This is a genomic window from Bacteroidota bacterium (genome assembly GCA_016718825.1).
Lineage (GTDB): Bacteria > Bacteroidota > Bacteroidia > J057 > JADKCL01 > JADKCL01.
In genome coordinates this window covers 30,361-48,890 of the sequence record JADKCL010000013.1, presented here as the reverse complement: position 1 = coordinate 48,890, position 18,530 = coordinate 30,361, and the positions used below count along the sequence as shown (strand labels likewise).

Genomic DNA, 18,530 nt, shown 5'->3' with positions numbered 1-18,530 from the left:
GCTCTTATCGAGTATTATGCTTTTGCGGCCAAGCCGCGAACTTTTGCTACAACTTCATCTTGGATGTTGCGAGGCGCCTGCGAGTAGTGCGAGAATTGCATCGTTGATGCTGCACGACCGGAGCTGATGGTACGCAACTGTGTGACGTAACCAAACATTTCGGAGAGTGGCACTTTCGCTTTGACAACACGATCCTTGCCACGTGAGTCCATGCCCTCCATTTGGCCACGGCGCTTGTTGAGGTCACCCACAACAGCACCCATGTATTCTTCTGGGGTCACAACTTCGATTGCCATGATCGGCTCCAACAGGATTGGATTGGCTTGGCGGCAGGCGGCTTTGAAAGCCATACGACCGGCAATTTCAAAGGACAAAGCATCGGAGTCGACGTCGTGGAAGCTACCGAAGTGCAAACGGCAACGGATACCGCTTACTGGGAAGCCTGCAAGCACGCCTTCACCCATCGCAGACTCAAGACCTTTCTTGATGGCTGGGATAAATTCCTTAGGAATAACACCGCCTTTGATTTCGTCCAAGAATTCGAAGTGTTCACCTTCTTTTTCTGCTGGACCGACTTCAACATAGATGTCTGCAAACTTACCACGACCACCGGTTTGCTTCTTGTATACCTCACGGTGATCCACCTTTTTGGTGATGGCTTCACGGTAAGCAACTTGAGGTGCACCTTGGTTCACTTCTACCTTGAACTCGCGCTTTAAGCGGTCGACCAAAATCTCCAAGTGCAATTCCCCCATTCCAGAGATGATCGTTTGACCAGACTCTTCGTCAGTACGGACACGGAAGGTAGGATCCTCTTCGGCAAGTTTCAACAAGCCAATCGTAAGCTTATCATTGTCTGCAGTCGACTTTGGCTCAACAGCCAAGGAGATCACAGGCTCAGGGAAAGTCATCTGCTCAAGGATGATCGGGTGGTTCAGATCACACAAGGTGTCTCCCGTTTTGATCTCCTTGAAACCAACTGCCGCGGCGATGTCACCGGCTTCGACCTTTGGAATTGGGTTTTGCTTGTTAGCGTGCATCTGAAGGATGCGGCTGATACGCTCTTTGTTGCCTGAACGCGTATTCAACACATACGATCCACCCTCAAGTGTACCGGAATAGACCCGGAAGAAGGCGAGACGACCAACATAAGGGTCAGTCATAATTTTGAAGGCCAAAGCAGCAAATGGCTCACTTGGATCTGGCTTACGCAGTTCAGTGAGACCGGTATCAGGATTGATTCCTTCTACTGCATCGACATCCAAAGGCGAAGGCAAGAACTGACAGACAGCGTTCAAGGCGTTCTGAACACCCTTGTTCTTGAAAGCAGAACCGCACATCATCGGTGTAATCGCCTGATCTACAGTTGCTTTACGGACAGCTTCAATCAATTCAGCCGGGGTGATGGTGTCTGGATCGTCAAAGTATTTGTTCATCAAATCGTCGTCATACTCGGCGACAGATTCAATGAGCTTACCTCTCCAGAGTTCGACATCAGCCTTCAATTCTTCTGGAATCGGAATTTCGGTCCAAGTCATACCTTGGTCGGCTTCATTCCATACCAGTGCCTTGTTGGAGATGAGGTCGACGACACCCCGGAACTTCTCTTCTGCACCGATAGGTACTTGAAGGGGAACTGGATTGCCATTCAAACGCTCAGCAACTTGCTTCACGACTTCAAAGAAGTCAGCGCCAGGACGGTCCATCTTGTTGACGAATCCGATACGGGGCACTTTGTATTTGGTTGCCTGACGCCATACGGTCTCAGACTGTGGCTCAACACCACCAACCGAACAAAACAATGCAATCGCGCCATCCAAAACCCTCAACGAGCGCTCCACCTCAACAGTGAAGTCCACGTGACCTGGGGTATCAATGATGTTGATACGGTATTGCTCTTTTTCAAAATTCCAATAGGTGGTGGTAGCTGCAGAGGTAATGGTGATACCACGCTCCTGCTCTTGTGCCATCCAGTCCATCGTTGCAGCACCTTCATGCACTTCACCGATTTTGTGCACGATACCTGTGTAGTACAGGATGCGCTCGGTGGTGGTAGTCTTGCCCGCATCGATGTGGGCCATGATACCAATATTGCGTGTATGCTTTAAATCTACTTTTGACATTGCTGTTTCCTTTTAGGCTACGCGCTCGTAATGATTAGAACCTGAAGTGTGAGAATGCTTTGTTGGCTTCTGCCATACGGTGCGTATCTTCTTTCTTCTTGACTGCTGCACCTTCGCCGCGTGAAGCTGCGATGATTTCAGCTGCCAGTTTTTCCTTCATCGACTTTTCGTGACGGCCGCGGGTGTATTGGATGAGCCACTTGATACCCACGGAAACGCGCCTTGCTGGCCTGACCTCGGTAGGAACCTGGAACGTAGCACCACCGACACGACGGCTACGAACTTCCACGTAAGGCATTACGTTTTCCAAAGCCTTTTCGAACACGTCTACGCCGTTTTCGTTCGTCTTCTTCTCGACGATATCCAGTGCGTCATAAAATATATGATAAGCGGTGGTTTTCTTGCCGCCGAACATCATATTGTTCACAAAGCGAGTTACAAGCTCGTTTCCGAATTTCGGATCGGGCAATACGTACCTCTTTTTTGCTCTACTCTTTCTCATCGTGTAATCTTCAAGATGACTGTGGTCAAATTACTTTTTCTTCTTTGCTGGTGCACCTTTAGCCGGAGCGCCCTTGCCGACCTGGCCTGGCTTCGGACGTTTTGCACCGTACTTGGAACGACGCTGACGGCGATCGTTGACACCTGCGGTGTCGAGTGAACCACGGACGATGTGATAACGCACACCCGGAAGGTCTTTCACACGACCACCGCGGATCAAAACGATCGAGTGCTCTTGCAAGTTGTGACCTTCACCAGGGATATAGGCGATCACCTCAAACTGATTGGTCAACTTTACCTTGGCCACTTTCCTAAGGGCCGAGTTAGGCTTCTTAGGTGTAGTAGTGTACACCCTAGTGCACACTCCACGTTTTTGTGGGCAAGACTCCAAGGCTGGAGACTTGCTTTTCTTATCGAGGCTTTGCCGCCCTTTGCGTACTAACTGCTGAATTGTAGGCATAAATCACCTTAATTTTAAAGCGAGCTGCAAAATTAGGGATTGTTTCTATCCCTTGCAACACATCTTATATTTTTTTCAACAAAAATATCAACAAACCAACTCCCGAAACATGTTGGTATTTCTGTCAGGCTTTCATTTCTTTGAGCCCTATGGAAACCGAGACAATTCCTGAAGCCCCTAAAATTTTAGGGACTGCAAAGCTACTAGTCAGTATTTTAATTACCAAATTTGATCGAAGAGAATCCGAAAATCTTGTTCGAATTTTGGTCGAAGAAGTCATTGGAAAGCCCTACAAGTGGCTCCTGATGAATCCAGAGGCGATTTTCTCCCAAAAAGAAATTCACATTTGGAATGCACATGCAGCACGTTTGCTACACTCCGAACCCCTGCAGTACATCATTGGCAAGGCTTGGTTTGCCGGTTTGGAGCTGAAAGTCGCACCCGGGGTACTCATTCCAAGGCCCGAAACAGAGGAACTCGTCAACTGGGTCATCGAGGTTGTTCGTGGAAATCCTGCCCCAAAAATTGTGGATGTCGGTACGGGTAGCGGTTGCATTTCCCTTGCTGTCTCACATTTTCTCCCAGATTCCATGGTCACGGGCATCGATATCAGTGAAACCGCACTGGAAATCGCCCATGGAAATGCTGAAAAACTCAATTTGAAATGCACTTTTTTGCATTGCGACATACTGAATGCCCCGAGTGACCTATTTTCTGGCCTAAACGTCGTTGTGTCCAACCCGCCCTATATTCCGGCTACCGAATGGGCATCGCTGGAAGAAAATGTGCTGCTGTACGAACCGGAACTCGCCTTGAGCGTCCCGGATTCAGATCCATTGCGGTACTATACTAAAATATGTGCGCTGGCCAAAACCTGGCTTAAACCCGGTGGATGGTTGCTGTTTGAGATACATGAATCATTTGGTGAGGAGGTGCGCACATTGCTCGAGACAAATGGTTTTAAGGATGTGGAGGTGCGGAAGGATTTGTCGGGCCGCGACCGGATGGCAGGCGGGCGCTGGGAAGGATAGATTTGGACTCGTGTGATTTTGCTTAGCCTCGCGGATGAAAGGTCCGATGGACTTCCTTGAGGTAGTCGCGGTCGAGATGCAGATAAATCTCCGTTGTCGTGATCGATTCGTGGCCGAGCATTTCTTGCACCGCCCTCAAATCTGCCCCACCTTCTATTAAATGTGTCGCAAATGAATGCCGGAAAGTATGTGGACTCACGTTTTTATTAATCCCGGCAAGCGCCACGAGATCCTTGACGATGATGAAAACCATGTTTCGGGTGAGTTTTTGGCCACGCCGGTTCAAAAACAACACGTCTTCATGTCCTTTTTTGGGCGTGATGTGGTTGCGTGTGTCGGCGAGGTACAGTTCTATATAATGTTTGGCAGAGTCTCCAAGCGGAACGAGCCTTTCCTTGCTGCCTTTTCCAAATACACGCACAAACCCTTCGTCCAAATACAGCTTGGAACGCTGCAAATCGACCAATTCGGTCACGCGCAAGCCTGATGCATACAACAATTCAAGCATCGCACGGTTTCGCAACCCCAGGCTGGAACCCATGTCGATGGTGGCAAACACAGCATCCACCTCGGCAACCGTGAGGTAAACTGGCAGCTTCTGAGCGAATTTCGGCGACTCAATCAATTCCGTCGGATCCTCTTCACAATGGTCTTCTTGGACGAGAAACCGGTGAAATGATCGGATGGCGGCGATGTTTCTTGCCAAAGATCGCTCGTTGAGAAAGGCGTCGTTGACAAGGAAATTGAGGAAATCCCGCACGTCCTTCAGCTGAATGCGCGCCAAATCCTTGAACCCTTTTTGCTCTTCCATGAACCAACGGTAGCGTTCGGTATCATGCAAATAACCTTCAGCAGTATTGCCTGCAGCACCCTTTTCGATGCGGAGATAGTCCTTGTATTCGCGGAGGTAGACTTTCCAACTCATGTGGCTGCCAAAGAATTTGTAAGTTTACACAGGGTGAGGTTGCCGTTTTCCACGAGGCCCTCCCCTACCGTCTTGTTTTGGCACAATTCGAAGAAAAAGCAATGAAAATCCTGATCATCAATGGCCCCAATCTGAATATGTTGGGGCGTCGCGAAGAACTTTTTTATGGGACCGAACCCTTCGAAAAGATCCTCGAACAACTCAAAAGCCGCTATCCAGAGGTCGAAATCGACTATTTTCAATCCAACACAGAAGGAGATATCGTCACACGCATTCAGCAGCTTGCCGATGAAAAGTACCAAGGGCTGGTGATCAATGCCGGGGCCTACACGCATTATTCGATTGCGATTCATGACGCCCTGCTGATTCCGCAGCTCATCAAAATAGAGGTTCACTTGAGCAACATTTACCATCGGGAGGAATTCCGAAGGAAGTCGGTGCTGTCAGCGGTCTGCGACGGTGTGATCGCTGGATTCGGAAAGGAAAGCTATCGGTTGGCCATCGATTACATCACCCAAAATCAACGGAAAAAGATCGGGTTTAAATGAGATTCGAATCGGAAAGGCATAGCAAGAAAACGCGTCGAATTCCCTATTTTTGAGCTGATGCGGAGGTTTCAATGGATGATCATGGCAATAGGCCTGTGTTTTGCTGCATGCGGCGAGCCGTCCTCTCCTGTGATTGCCCAACCATCAAAACCATGCGCTGAACTTGACAGCCTCTTTGCACGCTTGTCTGCATTGGATTCGGTGCTGATGAATGGGGAGGAATGGACGATTTGCAAACCTTACCTCGATGCCAGCTTGGAGGCACTCGCTGCCAACCAACGTCCGGAAAACAAGGATTGCAATTACCTCGATCAGCGCCATCGCCCCGATGACCTCCGCCTGATGTTTGTGGAAACCCTGCGGAGCCGTATCGAGGAAGACACGATTCCCGAGGGCATTTATTATATGTTGCGGTGGATGGGCATTTTCAAGGGCGACCCCGAGATCAGCGAATTTTTCTCCGAGGAAATCAGCTACGTCGCGATCGGAAATCCGGCTTGTTATCTGGGTTATGTGCAGCAGAATCCCGACCAGGAGGTAATGCTGCTTTATTCGACCAAGTGGAATACGATGGACTTGGACACCCTTTTGAGCCGGTTTTCCAGCCTTCCTGCTTCCGAACAAGTGGTGGGATTCCTGACCAATCTCAAAGAACAACGTTCAGATGGCAGCTAAAAAGCGAAATTGGCGCAAAGCGCTCCGCATCATCTTGGGTATTCTCGCAACGCTGTACATCGGCATTTGCGCCTTCATGTACTTTGCGCAGGAGTCCATCCTGTTTCACCCCACGGTGCAGACCGCCAACGCGGCTTGGGATCTCAGCATCAAAAGCGGCGAAGCGGGCATTGAAAAAGTGGTGGAGGAGTTGAACTTTCCTTCGGAGGAGGGTGGAATGGTCAATGCACTCCTTTTCAAGATGGATTCGGCAAAGGGCGCGATTTTGTACCTGCATGGCAATGGCGGAAACGCTGGAATTTGCGCCGGCGGCCGCAACCGGTTTCTCGGAAACGGATGGGATTTCTTTGTTCCAGACTACCGGGGTTATGGCAAAAGCACGGGCGAATTGAGCCAATCCGGAATGGATGCCGATGTCGAGGCGGCCTGGAATGAACTCTCGAAACGTTACCCGGCAAACCGTATCATTATATATGGCCAATCGATGGGAAGCGGATTTGCAACACGTCTTGCCGCGAAACACAGGCCCAAATTGCTGATTCTTGAAGCACCTTATACCAGCCTTGCCGACGTGGCGTCGTCGCAGTACCCATGGCTTCCGGTCAAGTGGTTGTTGAATTATCCGAGCGAATCCGAAGATTTTGTGGGTTCCGTACAAAGCGAGGTTGTCATTTTCCATGGTGACGAAGACGAAGTGATCCCCTATTCCCAGGGTTTGGCAATGTCGAAGGCTGCAAACAAATCCAAGCTCATCACCCTTCCGGGCCAAGGCCATCTCAAAGTCCAAAACCATCCTAAATTCGAAGTCAGTTTGGATTCATTGCTCCGATAAAATGGCTGCACAACCGAAACTTTATTTGATCCCCGGCATGGGTGCCGATGCGCGCCTTTTCGAGGGACTGCGCCGAGAAGGGCTGGAATTTGAGGTTCTGGAATTTATTCCTCCGGTTAAAGGCGAATCTTTGCGCGAATATGCCCTGCGAATGGGCGAACGAATCGACACGACAAAGCCTTACGTTTTGGGTGGCCAATCGCTCGGCGGCACGATGGCCACCGAAATTGCCAGCGTCCTGCAACCGGAAAAGCTGATCTTGATCTCAAGCCTGAAGAACTCCCGCGAATTTCCTCCCTATTTCAAACTGGGGCGTTACGTACCGCTGCACCGTTTGGGTTCGGGAAAATTTTGGAGGGAAAACGGCCCACGAGCAGGCATGAAACGCATTCCGCAATGGCAAGCAAAGATCCTGAAAGACATGCGCAACGAGGCAAGCGATGATTTCGTCGAATGGGCGGTCAATGCTGTCGTCAACTGGAAAAGCGACTATTTGCATCCCAATTGCCTGCATATTCACGGCACACGCGACTTCTTGCTGCCCGGAGCCTTTGTGCGCGGGCGCGTGGCCGTGCGCGGCGGCAGGCACATCATGGTGCTCACGCATGCGCGTGAGGTCGTAGCGGAAATTCGGAAGTTTTTGGAATTGGAACGTTCGCCAGAGAATTCCGAAAACTAGCCTCTTCGGCAGCCGATTCTCTCAAATTCCTTTGCTTTTCCGCTTCTTTTGGAGGAATTCCATGTAATTCTCCATGAAGTGGTAACGGTCAAACTTGAGGCCCTTGGGAAGTTGTTCGACTTCCGCATCCAACATGGACAAGTGGTTTAGTTGCTTGTTTTCGATCAAAGGGAAAAGGGGTTCCAAGGTGGAAATTTTGCCATTTGCGAGCATCAAGGTGTTCAAATGGGCTTTGTCCGAAAGGTATTTGAGATCCTTGTCAGCTGGCAAATTTCCTGAAATCCATTCCAGGAAATGCAGATTTTGAAGGGGTGCATAGCTGGGGACCGGGACACCCTCAAACCGGATATCTTCCAACCACGGCAGTTCAGCAAGCACTTCCAAATCACTGACTTTGGTTTTACTGAATTCCAGTTGGCGCAATCGCCGCCGTCCGGCAAGTGGGGTCAGTGTTTTGACTCCCGTACGGCTGATATCCAAATCGCGCAATCCGTGAAGCTTGTCCAGCAACCTCAAATCGGTGAAGAAGGGGTTCTGAATATTCAATTCCCGAAGCCCCGTACAGCTTCCCAAAAAGGAAAAGTCGATCGCGAGCCGTGACTCCCAGTTCAATTCCCGCATCATCGGCAGCGGGACCAATTGGGTTGGAACCGTATGCAAGGCTGGGAGATCGAGCCAAGCATATTCAACGTTTTGAAGAAAATCCCAATGGGGGATCTTGGTGATCAAGCTGGTATCGACCGACAAATGTTGCAGCTGATTGAGCGCAAAAAGGCCGTCGATGTTGTCGGCATCGCCCTTTTCGCTGCGGTGGGAAATGATCGTCAACCTGAAATTACGTAGATTTTGAAGGCCTGCCAGCCAATCAAACGACGTAAAATGCGGGTATTGCAAGGTCAATTCCTGCAAATTCTTCAGTGAAGCAAGTGCGGAGGTGTCCTTCAAAGTAATATCCTCTAATTCGACTTTTTCAAGACAAGTCAGCCGCTGTAAGTCAGGGAACGCATTCAACTTGCAGGTGGCGATCGACAGTGTTCTGAGCCGCGTCAAACCTTCCAAACCAGACAGGTCCTTTCCGGTGAAGTCATGAATGCTGAATTCGGTCAAAGAAGGCAAATCAGGTAATTGTTTGAGGTCCCTTTGCGATTGACCCTCAATCGACAAGGAACGTAATGCCTTTAGCCGACGCAAATTCTTCAAAGGGAAATTGGAAAATGAAAGGGACAAGGTCCGCAATCGCTCCATCTTGAAAAGCGGTTCCGGATCTGCCCAATTCCCCAAACTGAAATGGCGCAAATCGGGCGTATGCTGGAGATCTGCCAAGGAATCGCAACGCATCGCATTCGAGAGTTCCAGGGATTGGATCTTGGGCATGTACTTCAAGAAATCCAATCTCGTCCCGCGGAACATGTCAAGCTTGAGCTGCTTCAAATTGGTCCAGGAGGCCAGAAATTCGTCATTCCCAAAAGCTGCCAATGAGCCCTCAAAGCTTTCCAGATTGGTCAAGCCCGTGAAAATATCAGGAATGGATTGACCCGTAGTGTATCCCCCACGCCATCTCAAATACTTCAAGTTCACAAGTGGGGAGAGCGAACAATAGTTGGTCACCGCATCGACCGACACATTCAAATGTTCAAGTGCAGTAAGGCTCGCGAGGGGCGACATATCGTCCACTTTGCCCATGTTGAGTTCCAGCCATTTCAGTTTCTGGAGCGGACGCAGAAATTCGATGCTGCCGTGGCAACCTGGCGTTCCGGCGCCGGCAATCAACAACCTGTCCAGATTCGTCAGGCGCTGAACCATCGGCCCGAAATCGGCAAACCGGTCGATGTAAATCTCCAATCGCTGCAACATTGACAGTTCGCCGAGTGGGCTCAGGTCGGCAAATCGCTTGCCAAACAGCCTCAAATCCTTGAGCGGCATCCCAACCAGCAATTCCAAGCCGTTTGTGGGCGCCGTGTCACGAATGTTGAGGTATTCGAGGGAATTCAGGTGGGCAATGTCCTGCAAATTGCCGAAGGAAGTATATTCCAATCCCAAACCCTTGAGGCCATTCAGTTCTCGCAGGAAAGAAAAATCTTGGAGGTCGGTTCTGGAAACATCCAGCCATTCCAGGTTTGGAAAACCCAAAAGTGATGGCCCGTCGACACTAGCTCCGTGGATCGACAAACGCTTGAGTGCCTTCCATTTCGGTGACGGGCGAAACTCGACCAATCGAATATGGTTGGCCAGCAAGGTTTCCAGAGAAACCGTGTCAAAAATCGGCTCGAGATCCGCGACTTTGGACAAGGTGAGGTCCAAGTGTCGAATCGGCAGCCCGCGCAGGGCGGAGATGTCGTTGATTTTGGTTTTCTCCAGCGACAACCACTCCAAATTCGGCAAATGCGCCAACGGCCCAATGTCCAAAACCGAACTGAAAGCCAGGTCCAACTTTTTGAGTCCGACTGAATCGCTGAGCCAATCGATCTTTGCAATCGCATTTTCCTGCAATGACAATTCCTCGAGATGGGTCAGTTGACGCAGCTGTTCGAAGTCTTGGATCAAGGATTTGTTGAGGCAAAGCTTGCGCAGCTTCTGGAAACCGGAGAGGTCAGGCAGGTCCAATACATCGCTGTCGTCCAGAATCAAGATGACCAAATCTGGCAGTTCAGCGAGAAAACCCAAGTCCCGGATGGAGCTTCCGCTGAGGTTGAGGCAGCCATGGATGGGATCCCAAAACGTTCGCCAATCTTCCTGCGGAAACGGCTGATGCGCTTTTTTTCGGGGATAATGCAATTTCATCACCTCTACCCGATCGGTCACATTCGGTAACGGCACTTCAAAGCCACGCAGGTCATAAATCGAATTCCCAACCCAGATTTCGGATCCGTCTTCGCTGAAGTGTACTTTGTCGCCATATCCCAGTCCGGCTTCGATCAACAGGTGCTTTTTGGACGGGAATTCCATCCAAAAGATGTTCTTGCTGTCTACCAAACCGGCAAAGTAGATGTTGGGTCCGATGCTTTTGATGGCAAATGCGCTCCAGTCGGCATCGATGTCATACGTTCCCTTCCGGAAATGGAATGCATCCACTGTTTGCCACCTTCCCATTCCATCCTTTTGCCACATCACCAAATGGCTGTCTCGGTCGCTCACCTGATGGTTGATGTCCATGTACCCCGTGCGGTCCTTGCCTTCAAAACAAATCGCAACATCACCTGCAGCATTGATTCCCAACCCCATGGGCCCCCACCAATCGTAACCGATTTCGTGATCCAGACTGAAAACAGCCTCTAGATCAGGCAGGGTGTAACTCATAAACGTCCCGTTCTGCACGGACAGCAGCAACTGATCGCCCTTTTCCGAAATACCCATCGCATAAACGGAAGGGAATTGCTTCTTTTTGACAACCGTGCCTGATTTCAGGTGAATCACCTTCAACGTCTGTGTGCCATACATCCAATAAAAGGCATGTTGATTGTCTGGATGCAACGTTGCAAAAAACTGATGGGTGGCGTTGTGATCACTGTAGCGCAATTTCATCTCGGGGTCCTCGTCCTGATAGCGCAATTCGTTTTCCTCCCAAACGAGATACTTGGTGCCTCCGCCCACGTAGTCAGAACCACTTCGGATGGCAGCGGCGACCATTTGTCCGTCATATGTAAGCTCAAGATAGACCCAACGGAAACGCCATTCAGGAGCCGCTTGCGCATACAACAGCGTCACATTGGATGTATCAAGTGCGATTCGGTAGACCTTCATCAGCTCCTCAACTTCATTGTACGTTGCCAATATCAGAAGCTGATGCACCTGACTGTACCGGTAAAGGTGAACGTCCTCAGATTCGAGTGAATGGAAATCCGTCGGGGTACCATCCTCGCGGTACAACAGGTTCCAAATCTTGTCGCTATCCAAACGCTTTTCCATTTGTGAGGGGCATGTGCTGAAATCTTCCTGAATCAAAGATATTGATTCCAAAAAATACGACCCAATGGAAATATTCGTATCTTAGGACATACTGGATTCTATTCCCTATGAAAAGAATGTCTCTCTGCTCGGAAGCTTGCTCTTGCTTCTCTTGTTGGTTGCCTGCAGCAAGGAAACCACCTACCAAAAAACCTTGATCAACCAAAGCAGCCGCGCATTGAAAGTCGTGGTGGAGACAACATTCGGGGGACGGAGCGACACGATCGCCTTTGCTGCGGGAGAAACCAAAATCATGGATACCTTCCTCAAAAGCGGCAACGACAAACAGGGATTTGATTGTACCGAGGACCTGATCGACTTGGACATCGTATTGCCTGCTGGGGATTCCTTGCTTTTGGACCTCTTTGATGATGGGAATTGGATTCATGCCACAACAAAGGAAGACGGCTATCTCCACGATTGTCAGCTGACGATTGTGGATGCTGATATTCAGTGAGATCGGTGCCGGAAAGCTGCAATTGCTTGCAATGGATTTGATTTGAGTTTTAACGCATCAAGGTATGGTTGCATGCGTAAACCAATGCCTTCGAATGGTCAAAAAATGCAGGAATTTGCATTCTCCAAAGCAACCCATCCGTCAAAAAAAGAGCGATTCTGCGCATCCTGGGTGATGCAGAATCGATTCAGTTCCCTCTAATCTTCAAAAGATCATTCGTCCAACCGTGTAACCCAGCTCCATTTTTCTGCTAGGGCTTGGCGAATGGTTTGATCACCTTTGAATGGTCGGCAGCCTTTGTCCCGCTTGCCGTACCCTTCTGTCAATGCTTCCCCTTTACGTCTGATTGTGCGGCCGTTTGCCGTTGTGAATACTTTTTGGCTCCGCCAAACGGCTGGAGTTTGTTTGACCTTTACTTGGATAAAGCCATGAAAATGAAAGGATTTTACCAGTTAATTGCCCTTGCAGGGCTTCTTCTCCTGCTCACTCGGTCAGCCCGGGCTGCCGAAAATCTCGGTCCGGGCAAAACACGGCAGCAGCACATGCGCACGACGGCCAATTGTCTGCCATCGAGTGCATCTGCGCAACTCGACATCAACAATGTGCGTTGCCTCCTGCACAATGGCGGCGATATGTGGTGGGACTTGACCGGAAGTCCCCGTTATGAAATCCCCAAAGTGACCGATCCTGCGCTTGCGCGACATTCCGCATTTGCGGCTTCCTTGTGGATCGGCGGCATCGACGATGACCAAAACTTGCGTGTCGCAGCCCAGACGTACCGCCAAAGCGGCAACGACTTCTTCCCGGGACCGCTCACGCGCACTGGCGGCGTCACCCAAGACGTCTGCAACGAATGGGACAAGATGTTCAAAATCAACAAATCCGAAATCGAAGATTTCCGGGCTGCATGGTCCGCAGCCGCCAACGGCGGGAATCCACTTGTCATGAGCAATTTCCCTGCTGTGGCGTCGTGGCCTGCATTTGGGTACAATTCCGATGGCCGCGTGCCGCTTGCCCCATTTGTCGATGTCGACGGCGACCCGGAAAAATACACGCCCCAAGATGGCGATTACCCTGACATTAGGCCCATCGATGGCGGTGGCGAACCCGATCAGGCGATTTGGTGGGTCATCAACGACAAAGGTGACGTGCACACCGAAACCGGCGGACTCGCCATCGGGCTGGAAATCCAAATGATGGCATTTGCATTCTCCACGAGCAATGCCATCAACGACATGACCTTTTACAAATACAAGGTCATCAACAAATCGGGTCAAAACCTCCACGAGACCTATATGGGCCAATGGGCGGATGTGGACCTCGGAAATGCCAAAGACGACTTTGTGGGCTGCGATACCGTGCGTGGGCTGGGTTACAGCTACAACGCCGATCCCGATGACGAAAGCAATTTGGGAGGTTACGGTGCGCATCCGCCGGTGTTTGGCATTGACTTTTTCCAGGGTCCGCTCGATACGAATGGGCAGCGCTTGGGCATGTCGCAATTCATGTACTATGACAACAAAGATGGCCTCACGGGCAATCCTGAGGTGGCAACGCATTATTATGGCTATTTGCGTGGACTTTGGAAAGATGGTTCGCGCGTGACCGCAGGGGGCAACGGCTTGCACGGCGTTACGCCCGTCAATTACATGTTCCCGGGAGATCCGGGCGCTTGTGGCGCGGCCTCTGGATGGAACGAGCTCTCCGAAGGCAATCCCGCAGACGACCGCAGGTTCATCCTCTCGGCGGGGCCGTTTTTCTTGCAAAATGGCGCCCAAAACGAGATCATCACGGGCGCCGTTTGGGCAAGAGGCAATTCGAATGGGCAATTGGGCTCCTTGTGCGAGGCCTTTTCGGCAGATGACTTGGCGCAGGCTTTGTTTGATGCCAAATTCCACCTGCTGGATGGACCGGATGCGCCAACCGTTGCCATCGAAGAATTTGACCAGGAGCTGGTGATTTCTTGGGACTATTTGGATTCAGTTGCATTCAACAACTATCAGGAGCGGTACAGTCAAATCGATCCGGCGCTTGCGTCGCAAGGCGTAGCAGACCCCGAATTCCAGTTCCAAGGCTATATGGTTTTCCAACTGAAAGACGGCGGCGTCTCCAACTCGGATCTTTTTGATACGGACAAGGCGCGGCTTTTGGCGCAATGCGATATCCGGGACGGCGTAGGAACGATTGTCAATCGCGTGGAGACGTTCATCGAAGGATTGGATGACCCCGTTGTCACTGACCAAGTGATGGTGACCGGTGCGGATGCAGGAATTTTCCATGGCATTCGCGCACATGAAGACCTTTTTGCCGAAGGAAGTGACCGACGATTGCGCAACTACACCAACTATTACTACGCCGTGATTGCCTACGCCTGGAATGGAATCCCATCCGAAGGTCGAAAATTTGTGCAAGGAAACGGAAACTATGAAAATGTGACCGCAATGCCGCACAAAACGGGATTCGAAGCAAACGGATCAATTTTGGCATCGGACTATGGCGACGGAATCCCTGTGGACCAAATCAGCGGAATTGGGAACGGTGGAAATGCTGTCGCCCTGAGACCGGAAACCGAAACTGCAATTTTGCAGGAGGGTCATGTCGAACGAATTGGGTATGCTGCCGGAAAATCCCCGATCCGCCTGAAGATCGTCAATGCCAAGGAGGTGCAAAAGGGAAATTACCGTCTTGAGGTGGTTAGAGACGAGGCATTTGGGCAACCCAAAATTGTACAAGGCTTGCCTGGAGGCGAGGTTACCGAGCAAGAGCGGGTCGAATGGAAGCTTTATCACGAGGGCGATCTCGTGTACCAAAGTGTGTACATCGAGCGATTGGATTCCAATGGTGGACATTTGGGGTACCGACCTGAGCCATTGAGCGGAACCGAACGCGTGATTGCCGGTCATGGATTTGCGCTTGGGGTTTACAATCCGCAAGCTCCGGAATTGGCGCAACAAGGCTACGATCCGATCATTGCTGCTCGCATGCAGTATGCCGATCCCAGCAAAGACTGGCTTGCAGGCTACGGAGACGTGGATCGAGAGCAAATTGCGGACTGGATCATGGCGGGAATTGACACCTTCGACCTCGGCGTAGAATCGCAAGTCGTGCGAAATGCAAAAATCTATGACCCCGAAGAAAACCATGAAAGGTTGTTTGAAGGCAGCTGGGCCCCAATGTGCCTTGCGCGGAGTTTCAATGTCAATGACCAATCCGGCAGAATTGCACCTGGAGTGTCCATCGGCGTCGGAGCCATCAGCTTCATGATGAAACCCGATAGCATGCTCAACCTCTCCGAATTGCCCGATGTCGACATCGTGTTTTCTCCGGATCCAACTAAATGGTCGCGCAGCGTGGTCATTGAGTCTTCACCCAACAATGCCACGGGCGCAGGTTCCAATACCCTCACGGCCAAATGGAAAATGGGCTTGGATGCGCAATTGCATCCGATGCAAGGTGCTTTGGATTCAGCGACGCAAGGCTGGACCATGTTTCCCGGCTATGCTATTGATGTCAATACCGGTCAGCGGCTCAACATCTTCTTCGGGGAAAACGATTGGGACAAAATCAACCACGGAGGAGACATGCTTTGGAATCCCACGGGCGCCTATGGGAACAACGGAACCACGGCGGGAGGGCGACACTATATATATGTGTCCAAAACGCCCTATGATGGTTGCGCTGAGATCCATAAAGTGCTCGCGCGCGGGACCAAGCAGCTTTCTGGCACGCAAATGCTGTTTGAATCCTCCTATGGTCCGCCTTGGCAGAATCCAAGTTATATCGCCAAAGTTTACCGGGATGTCGCATGGGTTGGAGTTCCGTTGGTCAGGGATGAATTTAAGTGGACCACTTATGATCAGATCCCGACGGAGGCAAGGCTGTCGATCAGAGTCAACCATCCTTTTCATGCACGACCTGCTACGCAGGATGTTCCCGTGTTTCTCTTCAACACCGACGCGTATGCAGGCGCAACCAACGTGACTGCAGAAGCAACGCGTTCCTTGCTCCAGGACGTGCGGGTAGTTCCCAACCCCTACTACGCCTTCAGTGAATACGAGCGTGCGCCGACGCAGACCATCGTGAAAATCACGAATCTACCCCGACGTTGCAACATCAAAATTTTCAACCTCAGTGGAACTTTGGTGCGCAGTTATGCCAAAAACTCCGATTCGCCAGAGCAAACTTGGGATTTGAAAAACCAAGCAGGCGTCCCGATTGCGAGCGGGGCCTATTTGATCCATGTTGATGGCTTCGAGCTAGGCGAAACGATCGTCAAATTGTTCACGGTAATGCCCCAAATGGACCTCAATAGCTATTGACGCTTTGTGTTCAATTTTTTGGAAAGACCCGGATTGTGAAAGCAGTCCGGGTTCTTTTTGAATTCTAAAAAAATACATTTAACCATTTGGTTAATTAATATAAATCATGTAGGTTCGCATTGAGGTTCTAGCAAAATGGAAAAGCAAGAAATTCAATTGGACTTGGTATTCTCGGCATTGTCTGACCGCACGCGGAGGAAAATCCTTGAGACGGTAAAGGTTAAGGATTGTACCGTGATGGAATTGGCGGGCATGTTTGACATGTCTTTGCCTGCAGTTTCCAAGCATCTCAAAATTCTGGATCATTCGGGGTTGTTGCAGCGGAAGAAGGACGGGCGGTATGTGAAATGCCATTTTGAACCGGAGCCGATGCGTGGAGCGATCGAATGGATTTCAAGGCAACATCAATTCTGGAACGACGGATTAAACGCACTCGCGGAATTATTGGACAAGGAAAATCAGGAAGGAGCAGAAAAATGAAGATGGGCGAACGCAGTATGGTACGTTGTCAAAAAACATTTAACCACCCTGTCAACAAGGTTTTTGAGGCATTTCTCGACCCGACCTTGTTGTGCAAATGGTATGGTCCACGATTTGCCTACGTCGGGGAATTGTTTGTGGAGCCGATTGTCGGCGGCAGGTTTGACATCGAACTCATCTCAGAGAAATTCGGCAGCCTTTGGACACGTGGCTTTTTCAAGGAAATCCAGCCCAATCGCAAACTGGTGTACACCTTCATTTTTGACCCGGACCTCACATTGGCAGGAGATTCGGTGGTAACGGTAGATTTCGTCGAAGGTGATCATGGCACGGAAGTCACTGTATTGCAGGTGCTTGAAAAAGTGATCGATCCTACGGGACGTACGCAGGGCTGGAAGGACCTCCTTGACAAACTGGATGAATTGCTGCTTGCGGCTTGACCATCCTTCCGATTCAATTCAACAACTCGATTCAACATTTATTCAATTTTTCAACTTTATAAAGCGTTACAACATGGACAAGAATTCAAATTCACTGAACTGGTTTGAGATTCCAGCATTGGACCTCGAGCGCGCGAAGAAATTTTATGAGGCGATTTTTGCCACGGAATTGGAGCCGATCTCGGAAATGATGGGCATGAGCATGTCCACCTTTCCTGCTGCACCCGACAAAGTCTCCGGCGCATTGGTCAAGAGCCAATATCATGTGCCTTCCGCAACGGGTGCCTGGGTCTATTTGAATGCAAATCCGAGCATCCAAGCGGTTGTGGACCGGATCGCAGCCGCAGGAGGTACAATAACGATGCCGCCGATGCAGGTATCTCCCGAGATCGGTTACATGGCAGGATTTATGGATTCCGAGGGCAATGCCATGGCGTTGCACGCCAACAGCCTCTGATCGCATTCATGGAAAGAAAACAAAGTCAGTTTAAAGGGCTGACTTTGTTTTTTTACGCACCACTATTCGCTTTGCACCTGAATGATGGATTTCGCTCGGTGCAAGGCCTCGAAAACAGCAAAATTTTCGACCTGTGCCAACATTTTACACAATGCTGGGTTTACCCTCCAATGTTTCCAAACAACGTAGGAAGGAACATCACCCTGAAAACTTTTTCAAAAAATGAGTGAGAAAACACAAGACTTCAAAAGCCATCGCCGCTTGGTCCCTGGCTATCATTACCTTACCTACCTGCTGATCATCGGCATTTTGGTTGGAGGCATTGTTTATGCATTCTGCGAATGCCCTCAAAATGTAATTCCAGGCATTTTTGTTGCTGTGATTGGCCTCGCGCTCGCGCTTGTTGGGTTTTATGCACGCGCATTCGCACTCAAGGCGCAGGATCGCGCGATCCGCGCAGAAGAAAATTTCCGTCACTACCTGTTGACCGGGAAACCCCTGGACAGCCGCCTTCGTGTCAGCCAAATTGTTGCCCTCCGTTTCGCTTCTGATGCTGAGTTACCCGGGCTTGCCGTAAAGGCTGCCGATGAAAAGCTCAAAAACGAGGACATCAAAAAATTGATTCAAAACTGGCGCGCCGACCATCACCGCGTCTAAA

16 protein-coding genes are annotated in these 18,530 nt (G+C 50.4%); 11 read left to right on the top strand and 5 right to left on the bottom strand.

Features of this window, described 5'->3' with window-relative positions; genetic code table 11:
* Positions 1-14: 14 nt before the first annotated feature.
* The 3 genes from fusA to IPN95_15985 are packed head-to-tail and all read right to left on the bottom strand — an operon-like array spanning position 15 to position 3,084.
* Complete coding sequence (fusA, locus tag IPN95_15995) at positions 15-2,123, bottom strand: elongation factor G (GenBank protein MBK9450875.1); 2,109 nt, start codon at positions 2,121-2,123, stop codon at positions 15-17.
* Between the two features lie 34 nt (positions 2,124-2,157).
* Entirely contained in the window at positions 2,158-2,625 is a 468-nt protein-coding gene (rpsG, locus tag IPN95_15990) for a 30S ribosomal protein S7 (protein MBK9450874.1), read from the bottom strand.
* A gap of 30 nt (positions 2,626-2,655) precedes the next feature.
* Positions 2,656-3,084, bottom strand: coding sequence for a 30S ribosomal protein S12 (locus IPN95_15985; GenBank protein MBK9450873.1), 429 nt, complete (start codon positions 3,082-3,084; stop codon positions 2,656-2,658).
* A 149-nt stretch (positions 3,085-3,233) separates the two neighbouring features.
* Between IPN95_15985 and prmC the strand changes: the two genes are divergently transcribed.
* Positions 3,234-4,115, top strand: a complete 882-nt coding sequence (gene prmC, locus IPN95_15980) for a peptide chain release factor N(5)-glutamine methyltransferase (GenBank protein MBK9450872.1) — start codon at positions 3,234-3,236, stop codon at positions 4,113-4,115.
* 22 nt (positions 4,116-4,137) lie between these two features.
* On the opposite strand, the gene xerD is transcribed toward prmC, so the two are convergent.
* Complete coding sequence (gene xerD / locus IPN95_15975; GenBank protein ID MBK9450871.1) at positions 4,138-5,040, bottom strand: site-specific tyrosine recombinase XerD; 903 nt, start codon at positions 5,038-5,040, stop codon at positions 4,138-4,140.
* Between the two features lie 101 nt (positions 5,041-5,141).
* On the opposite strand from xerD, the gene aroQ reads away from it, so the two are divergent.
* The 4 genes from aroQ to IPN95_15955 are packed head-to-tail and all read left to right on the top strand — an operon-like array spanning position 5,142 to position 7,774.
* On the top strand, positions 5,142-5,588 hold the full coding sequence (gene aroQ, locus IPN95_15970) for a type II 3-dehydroquinate dehydratase (GenBank protein MBK9450870.1): 447 nt from the start codon (positions 5,142-5,144) through the stop codon (positions 5,586-5,588).
* A gap of 57 nt (positions 5,589-5,645) precedes the next feature.
* The gene (locus tag IPN95_15965) at positions 5,646-6,263 is read left to right on the top strand and encodes a hypothetical protein (GenBank protein ID MBK9450869.1); all 618 of its coding nucleotides are present in this window, start codon (positions 5,646-5,648) and stop codon (positions 6,261-6,263) included.
* Positions 6,253-7,095, top strand: coding sequence for an alpha/beta fold hydrolase (locus IPN95_15960; GenBank protein ID MBK9450868.1), 843 nt, complete (start codon positions 6,253-6,255; stop codon positions 7,093-7,095). The genes IPN95_15965 and IPN95_15960 overlap by 11 nt, the downstream gene beginning before the upstream one ends.
* 1 nt (position 7,096) lies before the next feature.
* On the top strand, positions 7,097-7,774 hold the full coding sequence (locus tag IPN95_15955; GenBank protein MBK9450867.1) for an alpha/beta hydrolase: 678 nt from the start codon (positions 7,097-7,099) through the stop codon (positions 7,772-7,774).
* Positions 7,775-7,795: 21 nt separating this feature from the next.
* On the opposite strand, the gene IPN95_15950 is transcribed toward IPN95_15955, so the two are convergent.
* A complete protein-coding gene (locus IPN95_15950; protein MBK9450866.1) occupies positions 7,796-11,680 on the bottom strand; it encodes a hypothetical protein in 3,885 nt (1,294 codons plus the stop codon).
* 136 nt (positions 11,681-11,816) lie between these two features.
* On the opposite strand from IPN95_15950, the gene IPN95_15945 reads away from it, so the two are divergent.
* The 6 genes from IPN95_15945 (at position 11,817) to IPN95_15920 (ending at position 18,529) form a co-directional block, all read left to right on the top strand.
* The gene (locus IPN95_15945) at positions 11,817-12,176 is read left to right on the top strand and encodes a hypothetical protein (protein MBK9450865.1); all 360 of its coding nucleotides are present in this window, start codon (positions 11,817-11,819) and stop codon (positions 12,174-12,176) included.
* A gap of 434 nt (positions 12,177-12,610) precedes the next feature.
* Positions 12,611-16,495 carry a T9SS type A sorting domain-containing protein gene (locus tag IPN95_15940; protein ID MBK9450864.1) on the top strand — a complete coding sequence of 1,295 codons (3,885 nt, stop codon included), beginning with the start codon at positions 12,611-12,613 and terminating at the stop codon, positions 16,493-16,495.
* Between the two features lie 135 nt (positions 16,496-16,630).
* The gene (locus tag IPN95_15935) at positions 16,631-16,975 is read left to right on the top strand and encodes a winged helix-turn-helix transcriptional regulator (protein MBK9450863.1); all 345 of its coding nucleotides are present in this window, start codon (positions 16,631-16,633) and stop codon (positions 16,973-16,975) included.
* Positions 16,976-16,992: 17 nt separating this feature from the next.
* Entirely contained in the window at positions 16,993-17,415 is a 423-nt protein-coding gene (locus tag IPN95_15930; protein MBK9450862.1) for an SRPBCC domain-containing protein, read from the top strand.
* A 73-nt stretch (positions 17,416-17,488) separates the two neighbouring features.
* The gene (locus IPN95_15925; GenBank protein ID MBK9450861.1) at positions 17,489-17,872 is read left to right on the top strand and encodes a VOC family protein; all 384 of its coding nucleotides are present in this window, start codon (positions 17,489-17,491) and stop codon (positions 17,870-17,872) included.
* A gap of 222 nt (positions 17,873-18,094) precedes the next feature.
* Positions 18,095-18,529 carry a hypothetical protein gene (locus IPN95_15920; GenBank protein MBK9450860.1) on the top strand — a complete coding sequence of 145 codons (435 nt, stop codon included), beginning with the start codon at positions 18,095-18,097 and terminating at the stop codon, positions 18,527-18,529.
* Position 18,530 lies beyond the last annotated feature (1 nt).